This window comes from Sphingomonas sp. ASV193, from assembly GCF_040203355.1.
GTDB lineage: Bacteria > Pseudomonadota > Alphaproteobacteria > Sphingomonadales > Sphingomonadaceae > Sphingomicrobium.
On sequence record NZ_JBEHBW010000002.1, the window covers coordinates 260,828 to 282,625 of the forward strand.

The window sequence follows — 21,798 nt, forward strand, 5'->3', positions numbered from 1 at the left end:
CTAAAGCGCTTTCGCCGCCGCCAGCACCTCGGCGGCATGGCCCGGCACCTTGACCTTGCGCCAGCTCCTCGCGACGCGCCCGTCCTTGCCGATGAGGAAGGTCGAGCGCTCCATCCCCATATATTTGCGCCCGTACATCGACTTCTCGGTCCACGTCCCGAACGCGTCGCTCAGCGCCCCGTCCTCGTCGGCGGCGAGCGGCACCTTGAGATCGTATTTCTCGACGAACTTCTCGTGCTTCTTCATCGGGTCGCGCGACACGCCGACGACCCTGACCCCCGCCTTCGCAAACTCGCCCGCCAGCGCGGTAAAATCCTGCGCCTCGCGGGTGCAGCCCGACGTGTCGTCCTTGGGGTAGAAATAGAGCACCAGCGGCCCCGCTACCGCGAGGTCGAGGCGCGTCCCGTCGCTCAGCGGCCCGGTCCAGCCCGGCACCTTGTCGCCATCGTCGATCATGCGTCCTCCTTAACCGCGGCCCAGCGCGCCGCGATCCTTTGCCGCGCCGCCGCCAGCGCGTCCAGCAGCGCGCACCAGTCGTCGTGCCCGCACAGCCGGGCGACCAGCGCGCGGCTCTGCTCGGGCACCTCGACCCCGCGCGGGCTGACCAAGCGAAGCACGACCAGCGCGCGGCTCAGCAGCCTGAGGTCGGCGTCGGCCCCGCCATCGATCAGCCCCGCCCCGGCCAGCGCGGCGATCGCCACCTCGAGCCTCGGGTCGAGCCCGACGTGCCGGGTGAGCTGGAGCGTGTGGACCGCGAACTCGAGGTCGACCAGCCCGCCCGGCCCCAGCTTGACGTCGAGGTGCCCGGCGGGCGGCTTGTGCCGCGCCATCTCCTCGCGCATCGCCGCCGCGTCGGCGCGGATCCTGGCGGGGTCGGCGGGGGCGGAAAGGATCGCGCGGACCAGCGCCGCGATCCGTTCGCGCATCGCCGCCGACCCGGTCAGCGGTCGCGCGCGGCACAGCGCCATATGCTCCCACGTCCACGCCTCGTCGCGCTGGTAGCGCTCGAACGCCTCGAGGCTGACCGCGAGCATCCCCTGCGCCCCCTGCGGACGAAGCCGCGTGTCGACCTCGTAGAGCGGCCCCGCCGCGGTCGGCACGTTGAGCGCGGCGACGATCCGGCTGGCGAGCCGGTTGTAATAGTCGGTCGCGGTCAGCGATTTCTCGCCGTCGGACTGGGCGCCGGGGGGCGCGTCGAACAAAAAGATCAGGTCGAGGTCGCTGGCGTTGGTCAGCGCCTGCCCGCCGAGCCGCCCGAGCGCGAGCACCGCCAGCTCGCCCCCGGCGATCCGCCCGTGCCGCTCGGCGAAGGCGTCGGCGACCCGCGCGGCGAGCGCGACGATGCTCGCCTCGGCGAGGTCGCTGTAGCTTCCGGCGACGTCGAGCGGGTCGCGCGCGCCCGACACCAGCTGCACCCCCAATGCGAAGCGCCGCTCGCCGACCAGCCGCCGAACCCGGTCGAGCGCCTCGTCGAGCCCGTCGCAAGACAGCTCGGCGGCGAAGCGCGCGGCAAGCGTCGGCGCGTCGGGCGGCAGGTCGAAGGCGCTGCGGTCGACCAGCCCGTCGAGCAGCGTCGGGCGCCGCGCCAGCTGCTCGGCGAGCGCGGGGGCCTGGCCGAGGATCAGCGCGAGCTGCTCGGCAAGGTCGGGGCGCGCCTCGATCAGGCGAAAGAAGTTGAGGCCGCTCGACATGCGCTCGACGAGGTCGCCGAAGCGGTTGAGCGCGTGCGCCGGGTCGGGCGCGGCGGCGATCGCGCGCAGCAGTCCGGGCAGCATCGCCTCGAACGCCGCGCGTGCCGCGGGCGAACGAAGCGCGCGCGCCTTGCCCGACCGCCAGTCGGCGATGTGGCGCGCGGCGGCGGCGGGGTCGTCGAAGCCAATCTGCCCGAGCGCATCGGCCAGCAGGTCGGGGTCGCCCGGCAGCCGGTCGTCGCGCTCGCCGACCAGCGTGTCGAACGCGCCGCCGATCGCCGCGACATGGGCAGACAGCGTGCCGAGCAGCGCCGCGCCGTCGGCCAGCCCGGCGAGCCGCGCCACCCGGTCGAGCGCATCGGGCGCGGCGGGCAGCCGATGTTCCTGCCGGTCGTCGATCATCTGCACCCGGTGCTCGGCGGTGCGAAGCGCGCGATAGCCGTCGGCGATCGCCGCGGCGGTCGGCGCGTCCAGTTGCCCCCCCGCGGTCAGCGCGCGAAGCGCGTCGAGGGTGGCGGGCGCGCGCAAGCCAGGCTCGCGGCCGCCGTGGACCAGCTGCTGGACCTGGGTGAAGAACTCGGCCTCGCGGATCCCGCCGCGCCCGCGCTTGAGGTCGAAGCCCGGCCCGAACGCCTGGCCCTGCGCATAATGGTCGCGGATCCGGCGGCTGATGTCGCGAATCTCCTCGATCGCGCCGAAATCGAGCGCGCGGCGCCACACGAACGGCTGGATCTCGGCGAGGAACCGCCGACCCAGCGCCCGGTCCCCGGCGCAGGCACGGGCGCGGATGAAGGCGGCGCGCTCCCACGGCAGCGCCTCACTTTCGTAATAGCCGATCGCCGCGTCGACCGGCAGCACGATCGGGGTGACTTCGGGCGACGGGCGAAGCCGAAGGTCGACCCGCGCGACATAGCCGTCGGCGGTGCGCGCCTGGAGCAGCTCGATCAGCCGGCGGCCGTAGCGCACCGCCGCCTCGCCCGGCTCCTCGCGTGGGCGGTGCGGCAGGGTGGCGGGGTCGAACAGCAGGACGAGGTCGACGTCGGACGAATAGTTGAGCTCGCGGCTGCCGAGCTTGCCGAGCGCGAGCACCGCCAGCCCCTCCGGCACGGTGCCCGGCATCCGCTCGCCGATCGCCTCGGCGACCCCCGCGTCGAGCGCCGCGTCGGCGAAATGGCTGAGCGCGGCGGTGACCGCCTCGAGCGACAGTTCCCCCGCCAGGTCGCCGAGCGCGACCGCCAGCGCCTGCGCACGGCGCCGCCGTCGCCAGCGCTCGGCAAAGCCGCTCGCGTCGATGCCGCGCGCCGCGACGATTGCCGCCTCGGCCCCGACATCGACGAAGGTCGCGGCGATCGCGGGGAAAAGCGCGCGCGCGTCGCGCAGGAAGGGGCTCGCCTCGCTCCGTGCGATCGCGGCCTCGCGATTAGTCGCCGTCATGGCTCGATCCATGGACCAAATGCGAAGCGCACGAAACCGTCACGCACCTCGCTCGTTTAAGCCCGACCATGCAACATGTTCGAATCTCCGAAGCGGCGGTGTCCGACGACCCCGACCGCCAGCTGATTCGGGTGGAATTCCCGCAGCGCCAGCAAGGAATTGCGGCGGCGCTCCGGCGTGCGTTCGGTTCGGTGTCGAGCCGTGACGAGATGGACCGCACCTTCGACGAACTGCTGGCTCGCCTCGACTGACGCCGGTAGCGGCGAAGAGCCTAGTCGCGGCCGCCGCTCAACTCGTCGACCTGCCCCATGATCGACTGCAGTGCCGACCGATCGGGATCGGTGACGTGCTGGCGACGCGACGGCAGCGCCCCGCCCGACAGCAGGCCTTCGAGCGCGACGCGCCCGCGCGCGACGCGGCTCTTGATCGTGCCCACCGCGCAGCCGCAAATGTCGGCGGCTTCTTCATAGGCGAACCCGCCCGCGCCGACGAGGATCAGCGCCTCGCGCTGCGGCTGCGGCAACTGCATCAGCGCGCGCTGCATGTCGCCGAGTTCGATATGCCGGTCCTGGCTTGCCGGGGCGGCGAGGATCTTGGCGGCGGTGACGTCGTCCCATTCGCCCTTGAATCGCGCACGGCGCATCTGGCTGAGGAACAGGTTGCGAAGGATGATGAAGGTCCAGGCGCGCATGTTGGTCCCGGCCTGGAACCGCTTGCGCGCCGCCCACGCCTTCAGCAGCGTTTCCTGGACGAGATCGTCGGCGAGGTCGCGGCTGCCCGACAGCGAGCGACCGAAGGCGCGAAGATGCGGGATGACCTGCGCCAGCTGTTCCTTGAACTCCGGATCGGGCAGCGGCACCGGCTCGCCACGCGGCTCGCCGTCCACCATGCCCTGCTGTTCGCTATCCGTCATTCCCCGCCCTTCAACGCGTGCCCGTGCCGTCGGGCGGATACTCTCTTATGCTGTCAGTCGGCTGAACGAATGTAGGGGCTTAGCGCCACACAAACAACACGACGGCAAAAATCACGACGACCAGCGCGAGGCCGGCGAACAGCGCCACCTCATTGTCCTTCACCCCGCTCCCGGCGCGGGCTTCGGTGGTCGTCAGATGCTCTTCGGGCTCGCTCACTCGTCGGCTCCTTCGTGTGTCAGACGGCCGGGACGGTCGCGGCGTCGAAGAACAGCGCCTGGCTGATCGCCGCCTTGACCGTCGACCGCTGGAACGGCTTGGTGATCAGGAACGTCGGCTCGGGCCGCGTCCCGGTCAAGAGCCGCTCGGGGAAGGCGGTGATGAAGATCACCGGGACCGAGAATTCGCCGAGGATGTCCTTGACCGCGTCGATCCCGCTGCTGTCGTCGGCCAGCTGGATGTCGGCGAGCACCAGCCCCGGCGGGCTCTTGCGCGCCAGCGCGACCGCCTCGTCGCGGGTCACCGCGACCCCGGTAACGTTGTGGCCGAGGTCGCGGACGATCGTCTCGATATCCATCGCGATGATCGGTTCGTCCTCGATGATCAGCACGTCGGCATGGGTCTGCCGCTCGATCTCGGCGAGCGCCTCGGCGACGAGGCTGTCGACGTCGGCCGGCCGCGCGTCGATCAGGTAGGCGGTGTCCTCGGTCGAGAAGCCCTCGAGGCTGGTCAGCAGCAGCGCCTGGCGCGACAGCGGGGTGATCCGCGCCAGCCGCGCCTGGGCGATGCCTTCGGCCCCGGCCCCGCCGAACGCCGGGTCCTCGCCCTCGTCGATGTTGGCGCTCGACCAGATCGCGTGGAAGGTGCGGTACAGCCCGAGCCGCGGATCGACCCCCTTGGGGAAATCCTCGGGGCTGGCGACGATCGCCTCGAGCGTCGCGCGAACGAAATTGTCGCCGTGCGTCTGGCTCCCGGTCAGCGCGCGCGCATAGCGGCGAAGAAAGGGCAGATGCGGGGCTAGTTCCTGGCCAAGCGACATGACGTTCGCGACTCCAATCTTGTTACGCCGACGTATTGGCCGTCCGGCGCGCACGTTTCAACCGCCGCTTGTCGAAGGGGTAGCGTTGCCATTTTGCGACAGCCCCCACGGCATGCGGTCGATGGTCGGAACAAAGCAACCGCGATTTGGTTTCCAAGCCACATCTGACGCGGGTGGAGAGACGTCGATTGACGAACTTCCCACGCGGCAATAGGGGCGGCTTCGTGTCTTTTGCGTCCCCCTGTGCGCGTTATGGTGCGTATTTCATCGTTTCGTCGCGGTCGCCCCGCGCGAGGGGGATGTGAGGTTGGGTGAAGGTTCGAACGACCAGGAAAAAGGCGCCTCGCCCGAGACCGTGCGTCCCGGGCGCAAGAAGGATCGTGCGTCCCCGGTCGGGCGCGCGCTTCGGTCGGTCTACGACGACACGCTTCGCGAAGACGTCCCCGACGATTTCATGGACCTGCTCAAGAAGCTCGGCTGACGCTGCGAGCCGCCTCGGGCGCGGCGCGTGAGCGACGAGCGTTCCGAGCCGCAGCTTTCGACCCCGCTGCGCCTGATGCTCGCGCTGTCCGGCGCGTTGCTGCCGCTTGGCGCCTTGTCGGTCTATTGGTCGGTGATGGGCCTGCGCGGCGCCGAACGGTCGATCCACCAGGACGCGGAACAAGAGGCGGATGTCGCGACCCAGACGATCGATGCGCTGATCGCGCGCAACGTGCTGGCGCTTCGGCTCGCCGCGCAGTCGGTGGTCGACAAGGCCGGTCCGCAATCGTGCGACGCGGCGGAAAAGGTGCTGGCCGCGGCACCGGGCGTCGCGCACATGATCGAAATCGAGAATTCCGCCGGGAAACCGCTGTGCACCAGCGACGACGCCGCCGGCATGATCGACGGGCCGGCGACGATGCCCGGCGAAATCCGGGCGTGGGTCAGCCATAACCCCGATTCGGTTCTGCTGCGTGTCGGGGTCCGTGGCGGCAGCGCCACGACCCGCCTGTCACAGGACGAATTGCGACGCGCTCTCATCGGTGCCTCGAGCCAATCGATCGGCGCCGAACTGAGCGACGGCGACGTTAAGATCGCGCTCCTTGCCAATCCCGACCCGGCAGGCCAGCGCGGCCAAGCGAACGCACGCGGAATCGCCGCCAACCGCCTCCACCTCGTCGTGACGAGCGATATCCCGACAATCGGGCTTCTGCAGCGGGCATTCATCCTGCTGCCCGTGCTGATGTGGGTCATCGCCGTGCTGATCAGCTGGCTGCTGGTCAACCGCCTGCTGATCGTCCCGCTGCGGCGGCTCCAGGCGGCGGCGAGCGAGCTCCAGGCCGGCGACACCACCGGGCTGGTCGTTCCCGAGGATCGCGGACAGGCGGTCGAGATCCGCTCGCTCGGGCTGGCCTTTTCGCGCGCGATCGACCGGATCGAGCAGGGCGAAAAGGCGATGGCCGAGGCGCTGGAGGGGCAGCGCAAGCTGGTGCGCGAAGTCCACCACCGGGTGAAGAACAACCTCCAGGTGGTCGCGTCGATGCTGTCGATTCATGGCCGCACCGCCGACGGGCCCGAGGCGCGCGCCGCCTATTCGGCGATCGGGCGGCGCGTGTCGGCGCTGTCGGTGGTCCACCGCAACCATTATGCCGAGCTAGAGGAAAACAAGGGCATTTCGCTTCGCCCGATGCTGACCGAGCTGGCCGGCGAGCTTCGCGCCAGCGCGCCCGAGAACGCACGCGCCATGCCGCTCGAGCTCGAGCTCGAACCGCTGTTCACCACGCAGGACGCCGCGGTCGCCGCCGCCTTCATCGTCACCGAGGTGGTCGAATATGCGATGCTTCACGGCCAGCCGCGCGGCGCGGTCGAAGTCGTCCTTCGCCGGTCGGGCGAGCTGACCGGCCAGCTGACCCTGATCGCCGCGGTGCTGATGGAGGACCACGACAGCGCCGACGGGCCGAGCGAGCGCCGCCAGTTCGAGCGGATTCTCGACGGCCTCGCGCGCCAGCTGCGCTCGCCGCTCGAGCGCAAGCAGGGGCGCTACAGCGTCGACCTGCCGGTGTTTCCGCGCGGCTGAACCGCGGCCTTCAAAAAAAATTGCGGGCGGGCGGAACTAGCCGGAAAATCAGAGCGTTCTACAGTTCGGATAGTGACCTTTTGCCCCCCCGCTCTCGCTATCCACTCAAATGGGCCCGGAATCGCCAACCCTCCCCCCCCCCGGTGGCGATTTCGGGCCCAAATTGCGTCCGGGGTTTTCGTCATCGACTGAGCCGCTCGCGGTCGCCTTTCGCGCCGCGCGCCAGTGGGTGAGGCGGATCGCGAGGATCGCGAACTCGTAGAGCGAATAGAGCGGTACCAGCAGCAGCAGCATCGACACCACGTCGGGCGGGGTCAGCACCGCCGCGATCGCCGCGCAGATCACCACCGCGTAGCGCCGCGACTTGGTCAGTTGCTCGAGCGTCAGGATCCCCGCGCGCTCGAGGATCATCAGCAGCACCGGCGACAGGAACGCGACCCCGAAGCCGAACAGGAAACGGGTGACGAAGCTCAGATAATTGCCGACGCCGGGCAGCGCCTCCTGCTGCACCCCGCCGACATTGCCCTGGTAGCCGAGCAGGAATTTCAGCGCCCACGGCATCGCGACGTAATAAGCGAAGGCCGCGCCGCCGACGAAGAAGAACGGCGTCATCACGAGAAACGGCAGGAACGCGCGCTTTTCCTTGGCGTAGAGCCCCGGCGCGACGAACCGCCACGCCTGCACCGCGAACATCGGGAAGGCGATCATCAGCGCGGCGAAAAAGGCGACCTTCACCTCCGAGAAGAACGCCTCGAAGATATCGGTGTAGATGAGCTTGCCCTGCCCCGCGACGCGCAGCGGCTGGACGAGGAAGGCGAAGATCGGCTTGGCCTCGGTAAGGCAGGCGAAAAAGGCGAGCAGCAGCGTCGCCGCGACCCAAAGCAGGCGCTTGCGAAGCTCGATCAAATGTTCGAGCAGCGGCGCCTTGGTGTCGTCGATCTCGTCGATCATGGCAGCGGCCTCTCGCGCGGCGGGCGCGGATCGTCGTCGGGCGCGGCGGGCGCCTCGAGCGGGAGCGGCGGCTGGTCGGGGTCGTGCGCGGCGCCCGGCATCTCGCCCTCGCCCGGCGGCGGCAGCGCGGTCATCACCGGCCCCGGCTCGGGATAGACCGCGTCGGCCGGGTGCGCGGCGAGGATCCGCTCATTCTGCTCGCGCCACTTGCGGTCCATCTCCTCGATCTCGGCCTGGCGGATCGCCTCCTCGATCCCGCTGGTGAAGTGGCGCGCATAGCCGCGCACCTTGCCGATCATCCGCCCCAGCCGGAGCATGACCGTCGGCAGTTCCTTGGGGCCGATGAACAGCAGCGCCAGGATGGCGACCACCAGCAATTCGGACGTGTCGACGCCAAACATGGCGTGTTCGGCGGCTTAGCGCGCTTGATCGTCGCCCGGGGCGGGAGGCGGCGGCGGCGCGGCATAGGGGTCGGCCGGCGGGGCGTGGGGCTGCTGCGGCGGGGGCGCGTACGGCTGCTGCTGATGCGGCGGCGCATAGCCCTGCTGCGGCGGCTGCTGCGGGGTCGCGGGCGGCGGGGCGTAGGTCTGCTGCGGCGGGAGCTGCTGGTACTGGTTCGGCGGCGGCAGGCGGCGGGAATCGTCGTCGTCGGCCATGCCCTGCTTGAAGCTCTTCAGCCCCTTGGCGACATCGCCCATCATCGCCGAGAAGCGGTTGCCGCCGAACAGCAGCAACACGATCATCGCCAGGATCAGGATATGCCAGAGGCTGAAACCGCCCATCGAAAAAATCTCCACCTAATAGAACGTTTGAGACGCTCTTAGGCTTCCTCGTCGCCACTTTCCAGTTGCAGCTGAAGCGTCAGCGCCTCGTCGAGCGGGTCGAGCAGCCCGGCGGCCTTGAGGTCGTCGATCCCCGGCAACTCGTTGCGTCCGGCGAGCCCGAAATGGGTCAGGAAATCGGGGGTGGTCGCATAGAGCAGCGGTCGTCCCGGCACTTCGCGCCGCCCGGCGGTCCGAATCCACCCGGCCGCCATCAGCACGTCGAGCGTCCCCTTCGAGATCTGCACCCCGCGAATCGCCTCGATCTCGGCGCGGCTGACCGGCTCGTGATAGGCGACGATCGCCAGCGTCTCGGTCGCCGCGCGCGACAGGCGGCGCGGCTCCTCGCGGGTCCGGCGCAGGATATGCGCGAGGTCGGGCGCGGTCTGGAAATGCCAGCGCCCGCCGCGGGTCACCAGCTCGATCCCGCGCCCGGCGTAGTCGGCCTGCAGCCGGGCGAGCGCGGCGGCGATGTCGCCCTCCCCGGCGTGCGCCGCGATCTCGTCGGGCGTCAGCGGCGTCTCCGCCGCGAACAGCACCGCCTCGACCGCGCGCAGGGGCTCGTCGGTCATGCCGCGCGCCGCCGGACCATCAGCTCGGCGAACGGGCCGTCCTGCGCGAGCTCGACCCGCCCCTGCCGCGCAAGTTCGAGCGCGGCGACGAAGCTGCTCGCCAGCGCCGACTTGCGATAGGCCGGGTCGGCGGTGGCGGGGAGGAACGCCTCGATCGTGGTCCAGTCGAGCGCCTGCCCGATCAACCCGGCGACCCGCTGGATCGCGTCCTCGAGAGTCATTACCGCACGGTGCGCGACGACGTGCATGGCCGGCTGGGCCCGCGCGCGTACCCGGCCGTAGGCGGCGTAAAGGTCGAACCCGGAAACGACCCACGCCGAGCGGCGCACCGTCCGCAGCCCCTCGGGCGCGGGGCGGATGAACACGTCGCGGCCGAGCCGGTCGCGGCCCATCAGCCGGGCGCCGGCCTCGCGCATCGCGTCGAGCCGCTGGAGCCGCATCTGGAGGCGAAGCGCGAGCTCCTCGGGGCTCGGGTCCTGCTCGGGGTCCTTGGGCAGCAACAGGCAGGATTTCAGGTAAGCCAGCCACGCCGCCATCACGAGATAGTCGGCGGCAATCTCGAGCTTCAGCGAGCGCGCCTGTTCGAGATAGGCGAGATATTGCTCGGTCAGGGCGAGGATCGAGATCTGGTGGAGATCGACTTTCTGCGCCCGCGCGAGGTTGAGCAGCAGGTCGAGCGGCCCCTCCCAAGCCCCGAGCGACAGGTTGAGCGCCGCCTCGTCGCGGGCGGGCGGGCCCTCGACGAAGTCGAACGCCTCGCTCATGCCTGCGCGATCGCCAGCAGCGTGTCGCGCTTGGCCAGCGCGGTGGCGAGGTCCATCTCGTCGTCGATCGCGAAGATCCCCGCCATCGCCCGCGCCAGTCGCGCCTCGCCCTCGGCGCTAAGCGCCGGGACCGCGCCCGCCACCGCGACCATATGGTCCAGCTTTCCGTCGCAGTGGAGCGCGACGTCGCACCCGGCGGCGACGCAGGCGGCGGCGCGCTGGCCATGGTCGCCCGCCAGCGCCTCCATCCCGATGTCGTCACTCATCAGGAAGCCGTCGAAGCCGATTCGCCCGCGGATGATGTCGCCGATCACGATCGGCGACTGGCTCGCCGGCCGCTCGGCGTCCCACGCCTTGTAGAGCAGGTGGCTGGTCATCCCCATCGGCGCATTGCGGAGCCGCTCGAACGGTTCGAGGTCGATCGCGAGTTCCTCCTCGCCCTCCTCGACCACCGGCAGGTCGAGGTGGCTGTCGCACAGCGCGCGGCCGTGCCCCGGGATATGCTTGATCACCCCGACCACGCCCGCCGAGGCGAGCCCGTCGAGCATCGCGCGGCCGAGCGCGGCGACCTGCATCGGTTCGTGCCCGAAGGCGCGGTCGCCGACGATGTCGTGCGCGCCCGCCTGGCGGACGTCGAGCATCGGCGCGCAATCGACCGTGATCCCCGCCTCGGCGAGCATCAGCCCGAGCGCGCGGCCGTTGACCCGCGCCGCCTCGATCGCGCTCGACGGGCCGAGCTGGTAAAGCGCGTCGAACTTGTCCATCGCCGGGAAGGCGGGCCATTCGGGCGGACGCATCCGGGCGACCCGGCCGCCCTCCTGGTCGATCAGGATGGCGACGTCGTCGCGCCCTTCGAGCGCGCGCAGCGAGTCCGTCAGCGCGCGGACCTGCGCCTTGCTCTCGATGTTGCGCTTGAACAGGATGTAACCCGCCGGCTTCGCGTCCCTGAAGAACGCCAGCTCGTCGGCGGTCAGCGCCGTGCCCTCGAGCCCGTAGATCGCTGCCTGCATCGTCATGGCACCACGAAGCAGTTTTCGCCGCCCGCGGTCAGCGCCGCGCACGCCGCCTTGGCCGCCGCCATGTCGGGCGCGACCGCGCGCAGGCGATAGCCGCCGCTATATTTCTCGACCCGCTTCGACAGCCCGCCGACCGCGGGGAAGCGGCTCGACAGCATCGACCAGGCGGTGTCGGCCTTGGTGGTCGAGCCGTAAGCGCCGAGCTGGATCCGGATTCCCGACGGTGCGGCATCGGGCGCGGTGGCCGTGGGCGCAGGCTTGGGCGAAGGCGGCGCGACCGGCTTGGCGGGCGTCGTCGCGGCGGCGGGCGGCGGCGGGGCGGGAAGGTCCTCGCTGCCCATCTTGCTCTGGTCGAGCGCGGCGTCGGTGTCCTGCCCCGCGCTGGTGGCGAAGGCGGTGCTGCTGTCGCCCGCGACATCGAGCCCGCCGGGATCGTCGGGCTTGACCTTGTACGGGCCGGGCGGGGCCTTGATCAGCTCGGGCGCGCCGCTCACCACCGGCTCGCGATGGCCGATCCAGTAGAAGGTGCCCGCCACCGCGCCGATCGCGAGGAGCACCACCACGATCGCGGCCAGCATCTTGCCCGCCGGGATCGGGCGCGGCCCGTCCTCGTCGTCGACCGCTTCGAGCCACGGCAGGCCCTGTTCGTCATAAGCGCGCCCGTCGTTCATTCGGGCCTCGGGACAAGATCGCGATTCATGACTGAATCAGTAGCGCAAAGCCGCGCCCCCGCCATCCGCTTTATTCGACCGCGCAGGCGGTCCCGGTGCGATGCAGGTAATTGCACAGCGTCTTGGCATTGGTGCCGTTCCCCGCCGCGAGCCGGAGCGCGTAGACGGTGTGCCCGCCGAGCACCATCGGCGCGACGCTGCGGCCGAGGCGACCGACATAGGGGTAGCGGCGCTTGGCGCGGCGGAACCCGGCTTCGGCGTGCGGCTGGCTGACGTAATAGCCGAGCAGCGCGACCGTCCCCTTGGGCGCGATCCGCGCCGGGGCCTGGATCCGCGGCGCGACCGGCGGCGGGGTGATCGCGGCGGGCGGAACGGGCGCGGGAGCGATGTAGGGCGTGACCGGGATCGGCGCGGGCGCGGCTTGCGCGACCGGCTTGACGACCGCCTTGGGCAGTGGCGGCGCGGGCGGCGGAGGCGGCGCGACCCGCGCGGCTTCGCGGGCCGGAGTCGCCTTCGTCAGGCGGGCGATCGGCGGGGCGAGCGGCTGCGGCGTCTCGGGCGCCGGCGCCGGCGTTGGCGCCGACAGCGACGCCTCGTCGCCGATCGTCGGATAGGCGAGCACCTTGGTCGGCCCGGCGGGAAGCGCGGCGCTGACCCCGCTCGGCGCCGTCTCCGGCTTCGTCTCGCGCCCGACGATATAGCCCGCCAGCGCCAGCGCCGCCGCCCCGGCGATCGCGAGGGTCGAGCCGATCGTCGAGAAGACCGGGCGCGGTCGCGCAGCGGCACGGCGCGGCGCGGGTGCGGCAGGCGGGAGCGGCGCGGGGTCGGGCGCCTTCGCGACCTGTTGCGGCGCGGGCGCGGGCTTTTTCGCCGCGGGTGCGGGCTTGGCCGGCTCGCGATAGGGCTCGAGCCACGGCAGCCGGTCCGGATCGATCATCGGCTGTCCGCTCACCCTGCCCTCACCTCATCTCTTCGGCGGCCTCCACGCCCATCAGCGCGAGGCCGGATTTAAGGATCCGCTGGACCCCCCGGCCCAGTTCGAGCCGCGCCCGGGTCAATTCCTTTGCGTCCTCGCGCAGGAACCGCCGCTGCGGATCGTCGTTGCCGCGATTGTATAGCGCGTGAAATTGCGCTGCCAAATCATAAAGATAGAAGGCGATGCGATGCGGCTCATGGGCCATCGCCGCGCCTTCGAGCGTGCGCGGATATTGCGCCAGCGTCCTGACCAGCGCCAGCTCCTCGCCGTCGAGCCGATCGAGGTCGGCGGGCACGTCGAGCGACACGCCGATCTCGCCCGCCTTGCGCAGCATCGAGGCGATCCGGGCATGGGCGTACTGGACGTAGAACACCGGATTGTCCTTCGACGCCTCGACCACCTTGGCGAAGTCGAATTCGAGCATCGAATCGGTCCGCTTGGTCAGCATCATGAAGCGCACGACGTCCTTGCCGACCTCGCGCACCACGTCCGCCAGCGTGACGAAATTGCCCGCCCGCTTGCTCATCTTGATCGGCTCGCCGCCGCGCAGCAGCTTGACCATCTGGACCAGCTTGACGTCGAGATCGACCCGCCCGTCGGTGAGCGCGGTGACCGCCGCCTGGACCCGCTTGACCGTCCCCGAATGGTCTGCGCCCCAGATGTTGACGAGGTGGTCGGCGGCTTCGGCCTTTTGCAGGTGATAGGCCGCGTCGGCGCCGAAATAGGTCCAGCTGCCGTCGGACTTCTTCATCGGCCGGTCCTGGTCGTCGCCGAACGCGGTCGACTTGAACAGGGTCAGCTCGACCGGCTCCCAGTCGTCTGGGGTCTGGCCCTTGGGCGCTTCCATCATCCCTTCGTAGACGAGACCCTTGGCGCGAAGCTCGGCCTCGGCCTGCTCGACCTTGCCCGACGCCTGCAACTGCGCCTCGGAGGCGAACAGGTCGTGGTGGATTCCGAGCAGCGCGAGGTCGGCCTTGATCATCTCGATCATCGCCGCGACGGTCTTCGCCTTGAACAGGCCGAGCCACTCGGCCTCGGGCGCGGCGACGAACCGGTCGCCATATTCCGCGGCCAGCGCCTGCCCGACGGGAACGAGATAATCGCCCGGATAGAGTCCCTCGGGGATTTCGCCGATGTCCTCGCCGAGCGCCTCGCGGTAGCGCAGGTGCGCCGAGCGGGCGAGCGTGTCGACCTGGCTCCCAGCGTCGTTGACATAATATTCCTTGGTGACTCGAAAACCCGCCGCCTCGAGCAGCCGGGCGAGCGCGTCGCCGACCACTGCGCCGCGGCAATGGCCCATGTGCATCGGCCCGGTCGGGTTGGCCGAGACATATTCGACGTTGACCCGCTCGTTCGCGCCGATCGTGCTCAGCCCGTAGCGTTCGCCCTCGGCGAGGATGGTGGTGAGCTCGTCACGCCACGCCGCGTCGGCGAGCCGCAGGTTGATGAACCCCGGCCCGGCGATCTCGGCCGAGGTCACCCCGGGCAGCGCCTCGAGCCTGGGCTTCAATGCCTCGGCGAGCGCGCGCGGGTTCATTCCCGCCGCCTTCGACAGCACCATCGCCGCGTTGGTCGCAAGGTCGCCGTGCGCGGGGTCGCGCGGCGGCTCGACCGTCACCACCTTGCGGCTGGCGTCGGCGGGGACCAGCCCGTCGAGGGCTTCGTCGATGAGGGCGGCATAGCGGGCGTAAAGGGACACGGCGGTTCGCTTCGAGAGGGACTGGAAGCCGCCCCCTAGCCTGTCCGGCGGGGAGCGTCACCCCGCCCGCGCACACCCCGCTTCAGGCGACCAGCGTCTGGCGCAGCGCCGCCGGCCTGGTCTCGGGGAACAGCAGCCCGCTGGTCCGCGCCGGATCGAGCGCGAAATGCTGGCTGAGCGCGGTCGCGATCAGCGCGTCGAGGTCGGTGGTCGGCTTGAGGTCGCGCGCCTGGTAGAGCGCGCCGTTCGACAGCCCCGGCCAGTCGGCCAGCACCCGCCCACCCTGCAGCCCGCCGCCCAGCAGCATCGCCATCGATCCGGTCCCGTGGTCGGTGCCGCCGGTGCCATTGGCATGGGCGGTGCGCCCGAACTCGGTCGCGACCAGCACCAGCGAATTGTTCCAGTCGGCGCCCATCCCGTCGCGGAACGCGCCGACCATCGCGTCGAGCCCCTTGAGCTGGTTGGCGAGCCGCCCGTTCTGCCCGTTGTGCGTGTCCCAGCCGTTGGTCTCGATCATCGCGACCCGCGCGCCGGCGGGTCCCGCCATCATCCGCGCGGCGAGGTCGCCCGCCGCCTTGCCGCTGTCGGCGCTGGTGACGTCGCCCGCCATCTTGCGCGCCGACTGCGCCTCGCTCCACAGCGGGCCGAGCTGCTTGTCGGCGGCGTAGAGATCGCCGATCCGAAGCATCAGGTCGTCGGGTGCGTCAGGCAGGTTCGACGGCGCGTAGGACGACACCGCGTTGGCCCCGCGAAGCGCCATCGGCACGCTCGGGGCCAGTGCGACAGCCTTGTCTCCGGGAAGTTCGGCGAGCAGCCGGTTCATCCAGCCGTCCTTGACCCGGTAAGGTCCCGAGGCCCCCGTCTCGAGCACGTTCTGCCCGTCGAAGTGCGAACGGTCGCGATAGGGCGAGGCGACCGCATGCACGAACAGCGCCTGCCGCGCCTGGAACAGCTGCGCGGTGCGCGCCATCGCCGGGTGCAGGGAGAACATCGAATCGAGTTTGGTCCCGTGTGACACGTCGGCGGCAAGGTCGCCGCGAAGCCCGACATAGGCCGGGTCGCCGGTCGGGGCGACGATCGCCAGCCCGTCGGCCGCGCCGCGCTGGATGATGAACAGCAGCCGCTTCTGCCCGCCGGCGGCGCGCCCCGCGAGCGCGATCCGCGGAAGACCGAGCAGCGCCCCGGCGGCACCCCCGAGCTGGATGAACTGACGGCGGTCGAACATATTTACCTCCGCAACATTTCGGGTGAAGCAAGCAGGATCGCGAGCCCGGTCTTCGGGCTTTCGGCGCGGGCGATGGCGGTGCCGGTGGCTTGGCTCAGCCGGCTGCCGAGGATCTGCGGGGCGAGCGCGCGCGCGTCGATCCCCTGCCCGCCCTCGTCGGCCATCCGCTGCGCCGCCTCGACCCGGCGCATCAGCGCGTCGGGGCCGGCCCAGCTGGCGGTGATGTCGTCCCACCCGCTCGGCGCGGGCGGCTGCCACACCGGCTGGCCGAGTTCCTTGAGCATCTGCACCGTCGCGGCGGGCGACAGGCTGGTAACGTCCATCGCCCGGAGCGCGGCGACCGACCAGTCCCACGGGTCGCGGAACTTTGGCGTCGCGGAATTCCACGCCTCGGGACTGGCGACGATCGCGCGATAGACGGTCGGCAAATCGCCGCCGCTCGCGGTGAACGCCTGCGCCAGCCGGTCGACCATTGCCGGAGGCGGCGTGTCGCCGGTGAAGTGGCGCGCCAGCTTGGTCGCGACATGGCGCGCGGTCGCGGGGTGGCTGGCGAACATGTCGAGCACGGCGGCGGCCTGCTCCTCGCCGCCCTCGGGGAAGCGGCGACCCATGATCGTCCGCGCGCCGGGCTCGTGGAGCCCGGCGTTGAAAATGAAGCTGCCCGGCGCGACCGGCTGCGCCTGCGCCATCCGCCCGGCGGGGCCACGCCCCATCCCGCCGACCGTCCAGCCGGTCAGCGCGCGCGCGAACTCGGTGACGTCGGCCTGGGTGTAGCCGGTGCGCACGCCGAGCGTGTGAAGCTCCATGATCTCGCGCGCGAGGTTCTCGTTGAGGCCGCGCACCTTGCCGGCGCGGTTGGCGCGCCCGCCCGCGGGCGAATTCGGCCCGACCGACTGCGCCTGGTTGAGGTAATAGAGCATCGCCGGATGCTGCTCGACCGCGAACAGCATGTCGCGGAACCGCCCGGTGACGTGCGGGCGGATCGCCTCCATCTCCAGCAGCCCGCCGAAGCCGGTCGTGTTCTGCATGTTCGCGGCGACGGCGAAGTGATTGGCCCAGAAATGGACCATCCGCTCGGCGAACGGCGTGTCGGTGGTCAGCGCCGATTGCATCCGCGCGCCGACCATCGCGGTATAGCTGTCGCGCTGCGCCTTGGCGGCGGCGGCGACCTCGGGCGAGCGTTCGGGCTTGGGCATCGCCGCGGGGGTCATCATCGCCGCGGCGGGATTGGCCTGCATCGACGGATCGGCAAGCGCCGCGCGCTGGCGCGGGCCCCCACTTTCCTGGCGCATGTCGCGCCTCGCCTCGTTGAGCGCGATCAGGTTCTCGGCGACCTGGGTGCGCGACGGGATCGCCACCGGCAACGCGGGCCGAAAGCGGCCAAGCTGCGAATCGGCCCAGCCGCGCGGGTCGCTTCCTGCCACCGGCTTGCCGCCCCTCGGTCCCAATCCAAACCGGCTTTCCGCGAAAATCAGATCAACCATCGTCCACCTCGGTCCCGATAACGCGGCAACGGACTGAACCCTTCGCACTGAACCTCGACTGACCGCGACGGACCGCGCGAATTTTCTAAAAGCGGTCGGGCAGCGAGACCGGGCCGACCAGCCGTTCGTGCTGGCGGATCGCGAACGGGTCGGTCATCCCCGCGATATAATCGCCGATCCCGCGCAGCCGCCCCCTCTCGTCCTCGCCGCCGGCCCAGCCGTCGGGCAGCAGCGAGGGATCGCCGCGATAGGCGTCGGCAAGGTCGCCGACGATCCGCTGCGCCTCGACCCGGATCGGGCGAAGCGCCTCGCTGTCGTAGAGATGAGTGTAGAGATGGCGCTTCAAGGCGCGTTCGGCGGTGCGCATCGGCGCCGAAAAGCCGACCAGCTGAAGCCCGCAGCCGCGCACCTCGTCGATCGAGCCGACGCCCGCCTCGGCCACCCGCCGCCGGGTCTCGGCGAGCACGTCGCCGACCATCCCGCCGATCCCGTCGCGGACCAGCGCCTTGACCTGCCGGGTCGGATCGAGCCCCGGGTGCCGCGCCTCGACCCCGCGCCACACCTCGCGCACGAAATCGAGCCCGAGCAACCCGTCGAGGTCGATGATCCCCGAGCGGAGCCCGTCGTCGATGTCGTGATTGTCGTAGGCGATGTCGTCGGCGATCGCCGCGACCTGCGCCTCGAGACTCGGCCAGCGGTCGAGTTCGAGCTCGAAGGCGGCGTCGGCCTCGGCAAGCGCCCATTTCGGGTCGGCGACCGGGCCGTTGTGCTTGGCCAGCCCCTCGAGCATCTCCCAGCTGAGGTTGAGCCCCGGGAAGTCGGGATAGGGGCTTTCGAGCCGGGTGACGATGCGAAGCGTGTGGCCGTTGTGGTCGAACCCGCCCGCGTCGGCGAGCCGCTGGTCGAGCGCGTCCTCCCCGCCGTGGCCGAACGGCGGGTGGCCGAGATCGTGGGCAAGGCACAGCGCCTCGGTCAGGTCCTCGTTGAGCCCGAGCGCGCGCGCCATGGTGCGCCCGATCTGCGCGACTTCGAGGCTGTGGGTCAGGCGGACCCGGAAATGGTCGCCGTCGGGGGCGACGAACACCTGCGTCTTGTGACGCAGGCGGCGGAAGGCGGCGGAATGGACGATCCGGTCGCGATCGCGCTGGAACGCGTCGCGCGGTCCGCGCGGGCCGCGGTCGTCCTCGGCGAAGGCCCGGCCGCGCGACTGCCACGGGTCGGCGGCGAGGGCCTTCAGCGAAGTCATCAGTCGCGCAGTTTCTCGATCTTGATCTGGGCCGGGGTGCGGGTCCAGCCGAAGCTGTCGATCCCCGACTTGTCGAGCTTGGCGACCATCGCGTGCGCCTCGGCGGCATCGTCGAACGGGCCGATCAGCAGCCGGAAATAATCCTTGCCCTGGGTGACATAGCCCGCGCGCCCGGCGAACAGGGCGGCCTTTTTCGCGCGGATCTTGCGATACTCCGCCGCCATGCGGTCGGCATCGGTGCCGCCGGCGAGCTGCACCCAATAGGTCCCCTTGACCCCCAGCCGCGCGGCGTCCTCGCGCTCCTTTTTCGCGGCGAGGTCGGCCGCCTTCTTCGCCTCGGCGGCCTTCTTCGCCTCGGCAAGCTTGCGCGCGTCGGCGGCCCGCTTCGCCGCGATCGCGCGCGTGTCGACCTTGGGCCTGGATTGCGGTGGCGGCGGCGCGGTCTCGGCGATCGGGGCGATCTGCCGGTCCTGCCCGCTGGCGATCGCCCGGTCGAGGTCGGCGAGGCGGATCGGCGCCGGCGCGCTCGGGAGCGTGGCCTGTGGGGGCGGCGCGGCTTCGGACGTGATCGGAGCAGCCTGCGCCTCGGCCGGTCGCGGCAGCGGGGTCTGGACGACGCGGATCGTCGATCGCGGCGGCTCGGGCGCGCGAAGGTCGGACGCCGAGGACAGCGGCCCGCCATCGTCGAGGAATCGCCGCGTCGTCACCCGCCGCTCGGCGACCTGCGCGGGCGGCGGGGCCGCCACGGCGAGCGGCGGCGGCGATGCGGCCGGACGCGTCACCGACTGCGCGACGACCGGCGCGTAACTGCGCGGGGCGGTGAAGACAGGCCGGGCGGCCACGGCGGTAGGAGGCGCAACCGTGGGCGGCACCGCAACCGGGGGTGGCGGGGGCGAATAAACCGCGGTCGCGCTCGCCGTCGCCGACCCGCTCGAGTCCGGGAAAATCCCGAGATTGACCGCCGCCGCCTTCTGCGCGGGGGTCAGCGCGGGGAGCCGGGTGAAGAAGCTGTCGATCGAGCGCGACGCGCCGGGCATCGCCGCCTCGATCGCGGCATCGGCGGCGGCGCGGTTGCCGCCGAGCGCCAGGACGAAGGCGCGGGTCCGCTGCGCCTCGGCGTCGCGCCGCATCAGTAGCGGCTCGAGCACCTTGAGCCCGTCCGACGGGCGGCCCGAGATGGCGAGGCTGAGCGCGAGCCGTCGGCGCGCGACGTCGCCGTCGGCCCCCGACAGCGCCGCGCGATAATCGCTTTGCGCCGCGCCCTGGTTGCCGAGCAGGTCCTGCGCCAGCCCGCGACCCGCGCCGAGCTGTGGCGGGGTCGCACCGAGCGCCTGCGCCTTGGCGAACCAGGCGAGCGCGTCGGCGGTGTTGCCGTTCTGCGCGGCGATCGCCCCCATCCCGACCTTGGGCGCGGGCGAGGTCGGCCACACCTCGTCGGCGCGCCCGTAAAAGCCCGCCGCCGCGTCGAGGTCGCCAAGCTCGAGCTCGGCACGACCGGCGGCGATCAGCGCGTTGAAGTCGCGCGGGCTCTGCGCGAGGATCCGCACCTGCCGCGCGAGCGAGGCCGAGGCGGTCTCCGGCCCCGTCGGCGCGGCCGGGAGCGGGGGCGGGTTGCCGCCGATATATTGCGCCATCGCCGGGGTGGCCGAGAGCAGCGCCGTGCCGGCGATCGGCACGACGAGAATCCGTAAAGTCCGCATGGCGGCGATCATGGCAGAAGACGGCTGTCGCAAAGCTTTCAATCGGGACAGTATCGCCGGACCGTTTCGGGCGAGCGCCGAACGGTGCGCAATGGCACCGCCCGGTCGCGGAACGCCTCGCTTACTGGTTGTTCTGCCGGTTGAGGAAGCGCGGGATGTCGAGCGGCTCGCGGCGGATCGTCGGAGCCGGCTCGTCGCCGACCTGCGCCTGCGCCGCCCCGCGCGCGATGCTGCTCATCCGTTCGAACAGCGTCCCGCCGCCCGCGGCCTTGGGCGCGGCGGTCGAGGCTGTCGGGGCCAGCCCGCTGTCATCCTCGTCCGACGGCGGCGGCACCGGGCTCGCCATCACCGGCGGGGTCAGGATGTCGTCGCTGTCGAGCATCAGCTCGTCGCCCGCCTCGTCGTCGGCGCCGAGCTCGAGCGTGTCGTCGGCATCGGGCTTCGCCGGGGTCGGCGCGGGGGCCGCGGCGACCGGTGCGTGAGTCGTCGTCACCGGCGCAGGCGTAAAGGTCGGGGTGCGCGACGAGGGAAAGGTGAACACCTTGCCCTGGCTCGGGCTGGCGGCGATCTCGTCAGCCTCGATCCCGGTGGCGACGACGCTGACCCGGATCTTGCCGTCGAGGTCGTTGTTGAACGCCGACCCCCAGATGATGTTGGCGTCGCTGTCGACCAGTTCCTTGATGTGGCTGGCGGCCTCGTCGACCTCCATCAGCTTCATGTCCTCGCCGCCGACGATCGACACGATGACGCCCTTGGCGCCCTTCATGCTGACGCCGTCGAGCAGCGGGTTCGAAATCGCCTTTTCGGCGGCCTCGATCGCGCGGTTCTCGCCCGAGGCCTCGCCGGTGCCCATCATCGCCTTGCCCATCTCGCCCATCACCGAGCGCACGTCGGCGAAGTCGAGGTTGATCAGGCCCGGCATGACCATCAGGTCGGTGATCCCGCGGACGCCCTGCTGGAGCACCTCGTCGGCCATTTCGAACGCTTCCTTGAAGGTCGTGTCCGAATTGGCGAGGCGGAACAGGTTCTGGTTGGGGATGACGATCAGCGTGTCGACGTGCTTCTGGAGTTCCTCGATCCCCGCCTCGGCGCTGCGCATCCGGCGCGCGCCCTCGAACGCGAACGGCTTGGTGACCACGCCGACGGTGAGGATGCCACGGTCGCGCGCGGCCTTGGCGATCACCGGGGCGGCGCCGGTGCCGGTGCCCCCGCCCATGCCCGCGGCGATGAAGCACATGTGCGCGCCGTCGAGCGCCTGTTCGACCTCGTCGAGCGTTTCTTCGGCGGCGGCGCGCCCGATTTCGGGCCGGCTGCCCGCGCCGAGGCCCTGGGTGATCTTCAAGCCAAGCTGGATGCGGCGGTCGGCGGCCGAGGCGTTGAGCGCCTGCGCGTCGGTGTTGGCGACGAGGAACTGGACGCCCTGCACGTCGCGGCGGATCATGTTGGCGATGGCGTTGCCGCCCGCGCCGCCGACGCCGATGACACTGATCCTCGGGCGGAGTTCGTCGACTTCCGGCCGGATGAAATCAATGCTCATGGATG

The 21,798-nt window shown here is 71.0% G+C and carries 22 protein-coding genes; 3 read left to right on the top strand and 19 right to left on the bottom strand.

The window, feature by feature from the left end:
• Together ABDK56_RS05260 and ABDK56_RS05265 are read right to left on the bottom strand one after the other, a co-directional pair.
• On the bottom strand, positions 1–456 hold the full coding sequence (locus ABDK56_RS05260; protein WP_349807085.1) for a peroxiredoxin: 456 nt from the start codon (positions 454–456) through the stop codon (positions 1–3).
• Complete coding sequence (locus ABDK56_RS05265) at positions 453–3,125, bottom strand: bifunctional [glutamine synthetase] adenylyltransferase/[glutamine synthetase]-adenylyl-L-tyrosine phosphorylase (protein WP_349807086.1); 2,673 nt, start codon at positions 3,123–3,125, stop codon at positions 453–455. The genes ABDK56_RS05260 and ABDK56_RS05265 overlap by 4 nt, the downstream gene beginning before the upstream one ends.
• A 98-nt stretch (positions 3,126–3,223) precedes the next feature.
• On the opposite strand from ABDK56_RS05265, the gene ABDK56_RS05270 reads away from it, so the two are divergent.
• Entirely contained in the window at positions 3,224–3,376 is a 153-nt protein-coding gene (locus ABDK56_RS05270; protein ID WP_349807087.1) for a hypothetical protein, read from the top strand.
• Positions 3,377–3,396: 20 nt separating this feature from the next.
• On the opposite strand, the gene ABDK56_RS05275 is transcribed toward ABDK56_RS05270, so the two are convergent.
• The 3 genes from ABDK56_RS05275 to ABDK56_RS05285 all read right to left on the bottom strand — a co-directional run bounded on the left by ABDK56_RS05275 (position 3,397) and on the right by ABDK56_RS05285 (position 5,075).
• Positions 3,397–4,038, bottom strand: a complete 642-nt coding sequence (locus ABDK56_RS05275) for a sigma-70 family RNA polymerase sigma factor (RefSeq protein WP_502959267.1) — start codon at positions 4,036–4,038, stop codon at positions 3,397–3,399.
• 79 nt (positions 4,039–4,117) lie between these two features.
• On the bottom strand, positions 4,118–4,255 hold the full coding sequence (locus tag ABDK56_RS05280; protein ID WP_349807088.1) for a hypothetical protein: 138 nt from the start codon (positions 4,253–4,255) through the stop codon (positions 4,118–4,120).
• Between the two features lie 19 nt (positions 4,256–4,274).
• Entirely contained in the window at positions 4,275–5,075 is an 801-nt protein-coding gene (locus ABDK56_RS05285) for a response regulator (protein WP_349807089.1), read from the bottom strand.
• A 307-nt stretch (positions 5,076–5,382) separates the two neighbouring features.
• On the opposite strand from ABDK56_RS05285, the gene ABDK56_RS05290 reads away from it, so the two are divergent.
• Entirely contained in the window at positions 5,383–5,556 is a 174-nt protein-coding gene (locus ABDK56_RS05290) for a NepR family anti-sigma factor (RefSeq protein WP_349807090.1), read from the top strand.
• 27 nt (positions 5,557–5,583) lie between these two features.
• The gene (locus ABDK56_RS05295) at positions 5,584–7,131 is read left to right on the top strand and encodes a sensor histidine kinase (protein WP_349807091.1); all 1,548 of its coding nucleotides are present in this window, start codon (positions 5,584–5,586) and stop codon (positions 7,129–7,131) included.
• Positions 7,132–7,236: 105 nt separating this feature from the next.
• On the opposite strand, the gene tatC is transcribed toward ABDK56_RS05295, so the two are convergent.
• From tatC to ftsZ, 14 genes are all read right to left on the bottom strand, one after another.
• Positions 7,237–8,082, bottom strand: coding sequence for a twin-arginine translocase subunit TatC (gene tatC / locus ABDK56_RS05300; RefSeq protein ID WP_349807092.1), 846 nt, complete (start codon positions 8,080–8,082; stop codon positions 7,237–7,239).
• Entirely contained in the window at positions 8,079–8,483 is a 405-nt protein-coding gene (locus ABDK56_RS05305; protein ID WP_349807093.1) for a Sec-independent protein translocase subunit TatA/TatB, read from the bottom strand. The genes tatC and ABDK56_RS05305 overlap by 4 nt, the downstream gene beginning before the upstream one ends.
• Positions 8,484–8,498: 15 nt before the next feature.
• Complete coding sequence (locus tag ABDK56_RS13135) at positions 8,499–8,879, bottom strand: twin-arginine translocase TatA/TatE family subunit (protein WP_502959268.1); 381 nt, start codon at positions 8,877–8,879, stop codon at positions 8,499–8,501.
• A 23-nt stretch (positions 8,880–8,902) separates the two neighbouring features.
• Positions 8,903–9,475 carry an SMC-Scp complex subunit ScpB gene (scpB, locus tag ABDK56_RS05315; protein ID WP_349807094.1) on the bottom strand — a complete coding sequence of 191 codons (573 nt, stop codon included), beginning with the start codon at positions 9,473–9,475 and terminating at the stop codon, positions 8,903–8,905.
• Positions 9,472–10,239, bottom strand: a complete 768-nt coding sequence (locus tag ABDK56_RS05320) for a segregation and condensation protein A (RefSeq protein ID WP_349807095.1) — start codon at positions 10,237–10,239, stop codon at positions 9,472–9,474. The genes scpB and ABDK56_RS05320 overlap by 4 nt, the downstream gene beginning before the upstream one ends.
• Positions 10,236–11,249, bottom strand: a complete 1,014-nt coding sequence (nagZ, locus tag ABDK56_RS05325) for a beta-N-acetylhexosaminidase (RefSeq protein WP_349807280.1) — start codon at positions 11,247–11,249, stop codon at positions 10,236–10,238. Before nagZ ends, ABDK56_RS05320 begins: the two co-directional genes overlap by 4 nt.
• A 2-nt stretch (positions 11,250–11,251) precedes the next feature.
• Complete coding sequence (locus ABDK56_RS05330; protein WP_349807096.1) at positions 11,252–11,926, bottom strand: SPOR domain-containing protein; 675 nt, start codon at positions 11,924–11,926, stop codon at positions 11,252–11,254.
• Positions 11,927–11,996: 70 nt separating this feature from the next.
• Entirely contained in the window at positions 11,997–12,878 is an 882-nt protein-coding gene (locus ABDK56_RS05335; protein WP_349807097.1) for a hypothetical protein, read from the bottom strand.
• Between the two features lie 7 nt (positions 12,879–12,885).
• Positions 12,886–14,601 (bottom strand): arginine--tRNA ligase, encoded by a 1,716-nt coding sequence (argS, locus tag ABDK56_RS05340; protein WP_349807098.1) that lies wholly within the window; start codon positions 14,599–14,601, stop codon positions 12,886–12,888.
• A gap of 82 nt (positions 14,602–14,683) precedes the next feature.
• Positions 14,684–15,826 carry a DUF1501 domain-containing protein gene (locus ABDK56_RS05345; RefSeq protein WP_349807099.1) on the bottom strand — a complete coding sequence of 381 codons (1,143 nt, stop codon included), beginning with the start codon at positions 15,824–15,826 and terminating at the stop codon, positions 14,684–14,686.
• Positions 15,827–15,828: 2 nt separating this feature from the next.
• Positions 15,829–17,310 carry a DUF1800 domain-containing protein gene (locus tag ABDK56_RS05350; protein WP_349807100.1) on the bottom strand — a complete coding sequence of 494 codons (1,482 nt, stop codon included), beginning with the start codon at positions 17,308–17,310 and terminating at the stop codon, positions 15,829–15,831.
• 85 nt (positions 17,311–17,395) lie between these two features.
• The gene (locus tag ABDK56_RS05355; protein ID WP_349807101.1) at positions 17,396–18,556 is read right to left on the bottom strand and encodes a deoxyguanosinetriphosphate triphosphohydrolase; all 1,161 of its coding nucleotides are present in this window, start codon (positions 18,554–18,556) and stop codon (positions 17,396–17,398) included.
• Complete coding sequence (locus ABDK56_RS05360) at positions 18,556–20,268, bottom strand: SPOR domain-containing protein (RefSeq protein WP_349807102.1); 1,713 nt, start codon at positions 20,266–20,268, stop codon at positions 18,556–18,558. Before ABDK56_RS05360 ends, ABDK56_RS05355 begins: the two co-directional genes overlap by 1 nt.
• A 109-nt stretch (positions 20,269–20,377) precedes the next feature.
• Positions 20,378–21,793: a cell division protein FtsZ gene (gene ftsZ / locus ABDK56_RS05365; protein WP_349807103.1), complete on the bottom strand. Its 1,416-nt coding sequence runs from the start codon at positions 21,791–21,793 to the stop codon at positions 20,378–20,380.
• Positions 21,794–21,798: the final 5 nt, after the last annotated feature.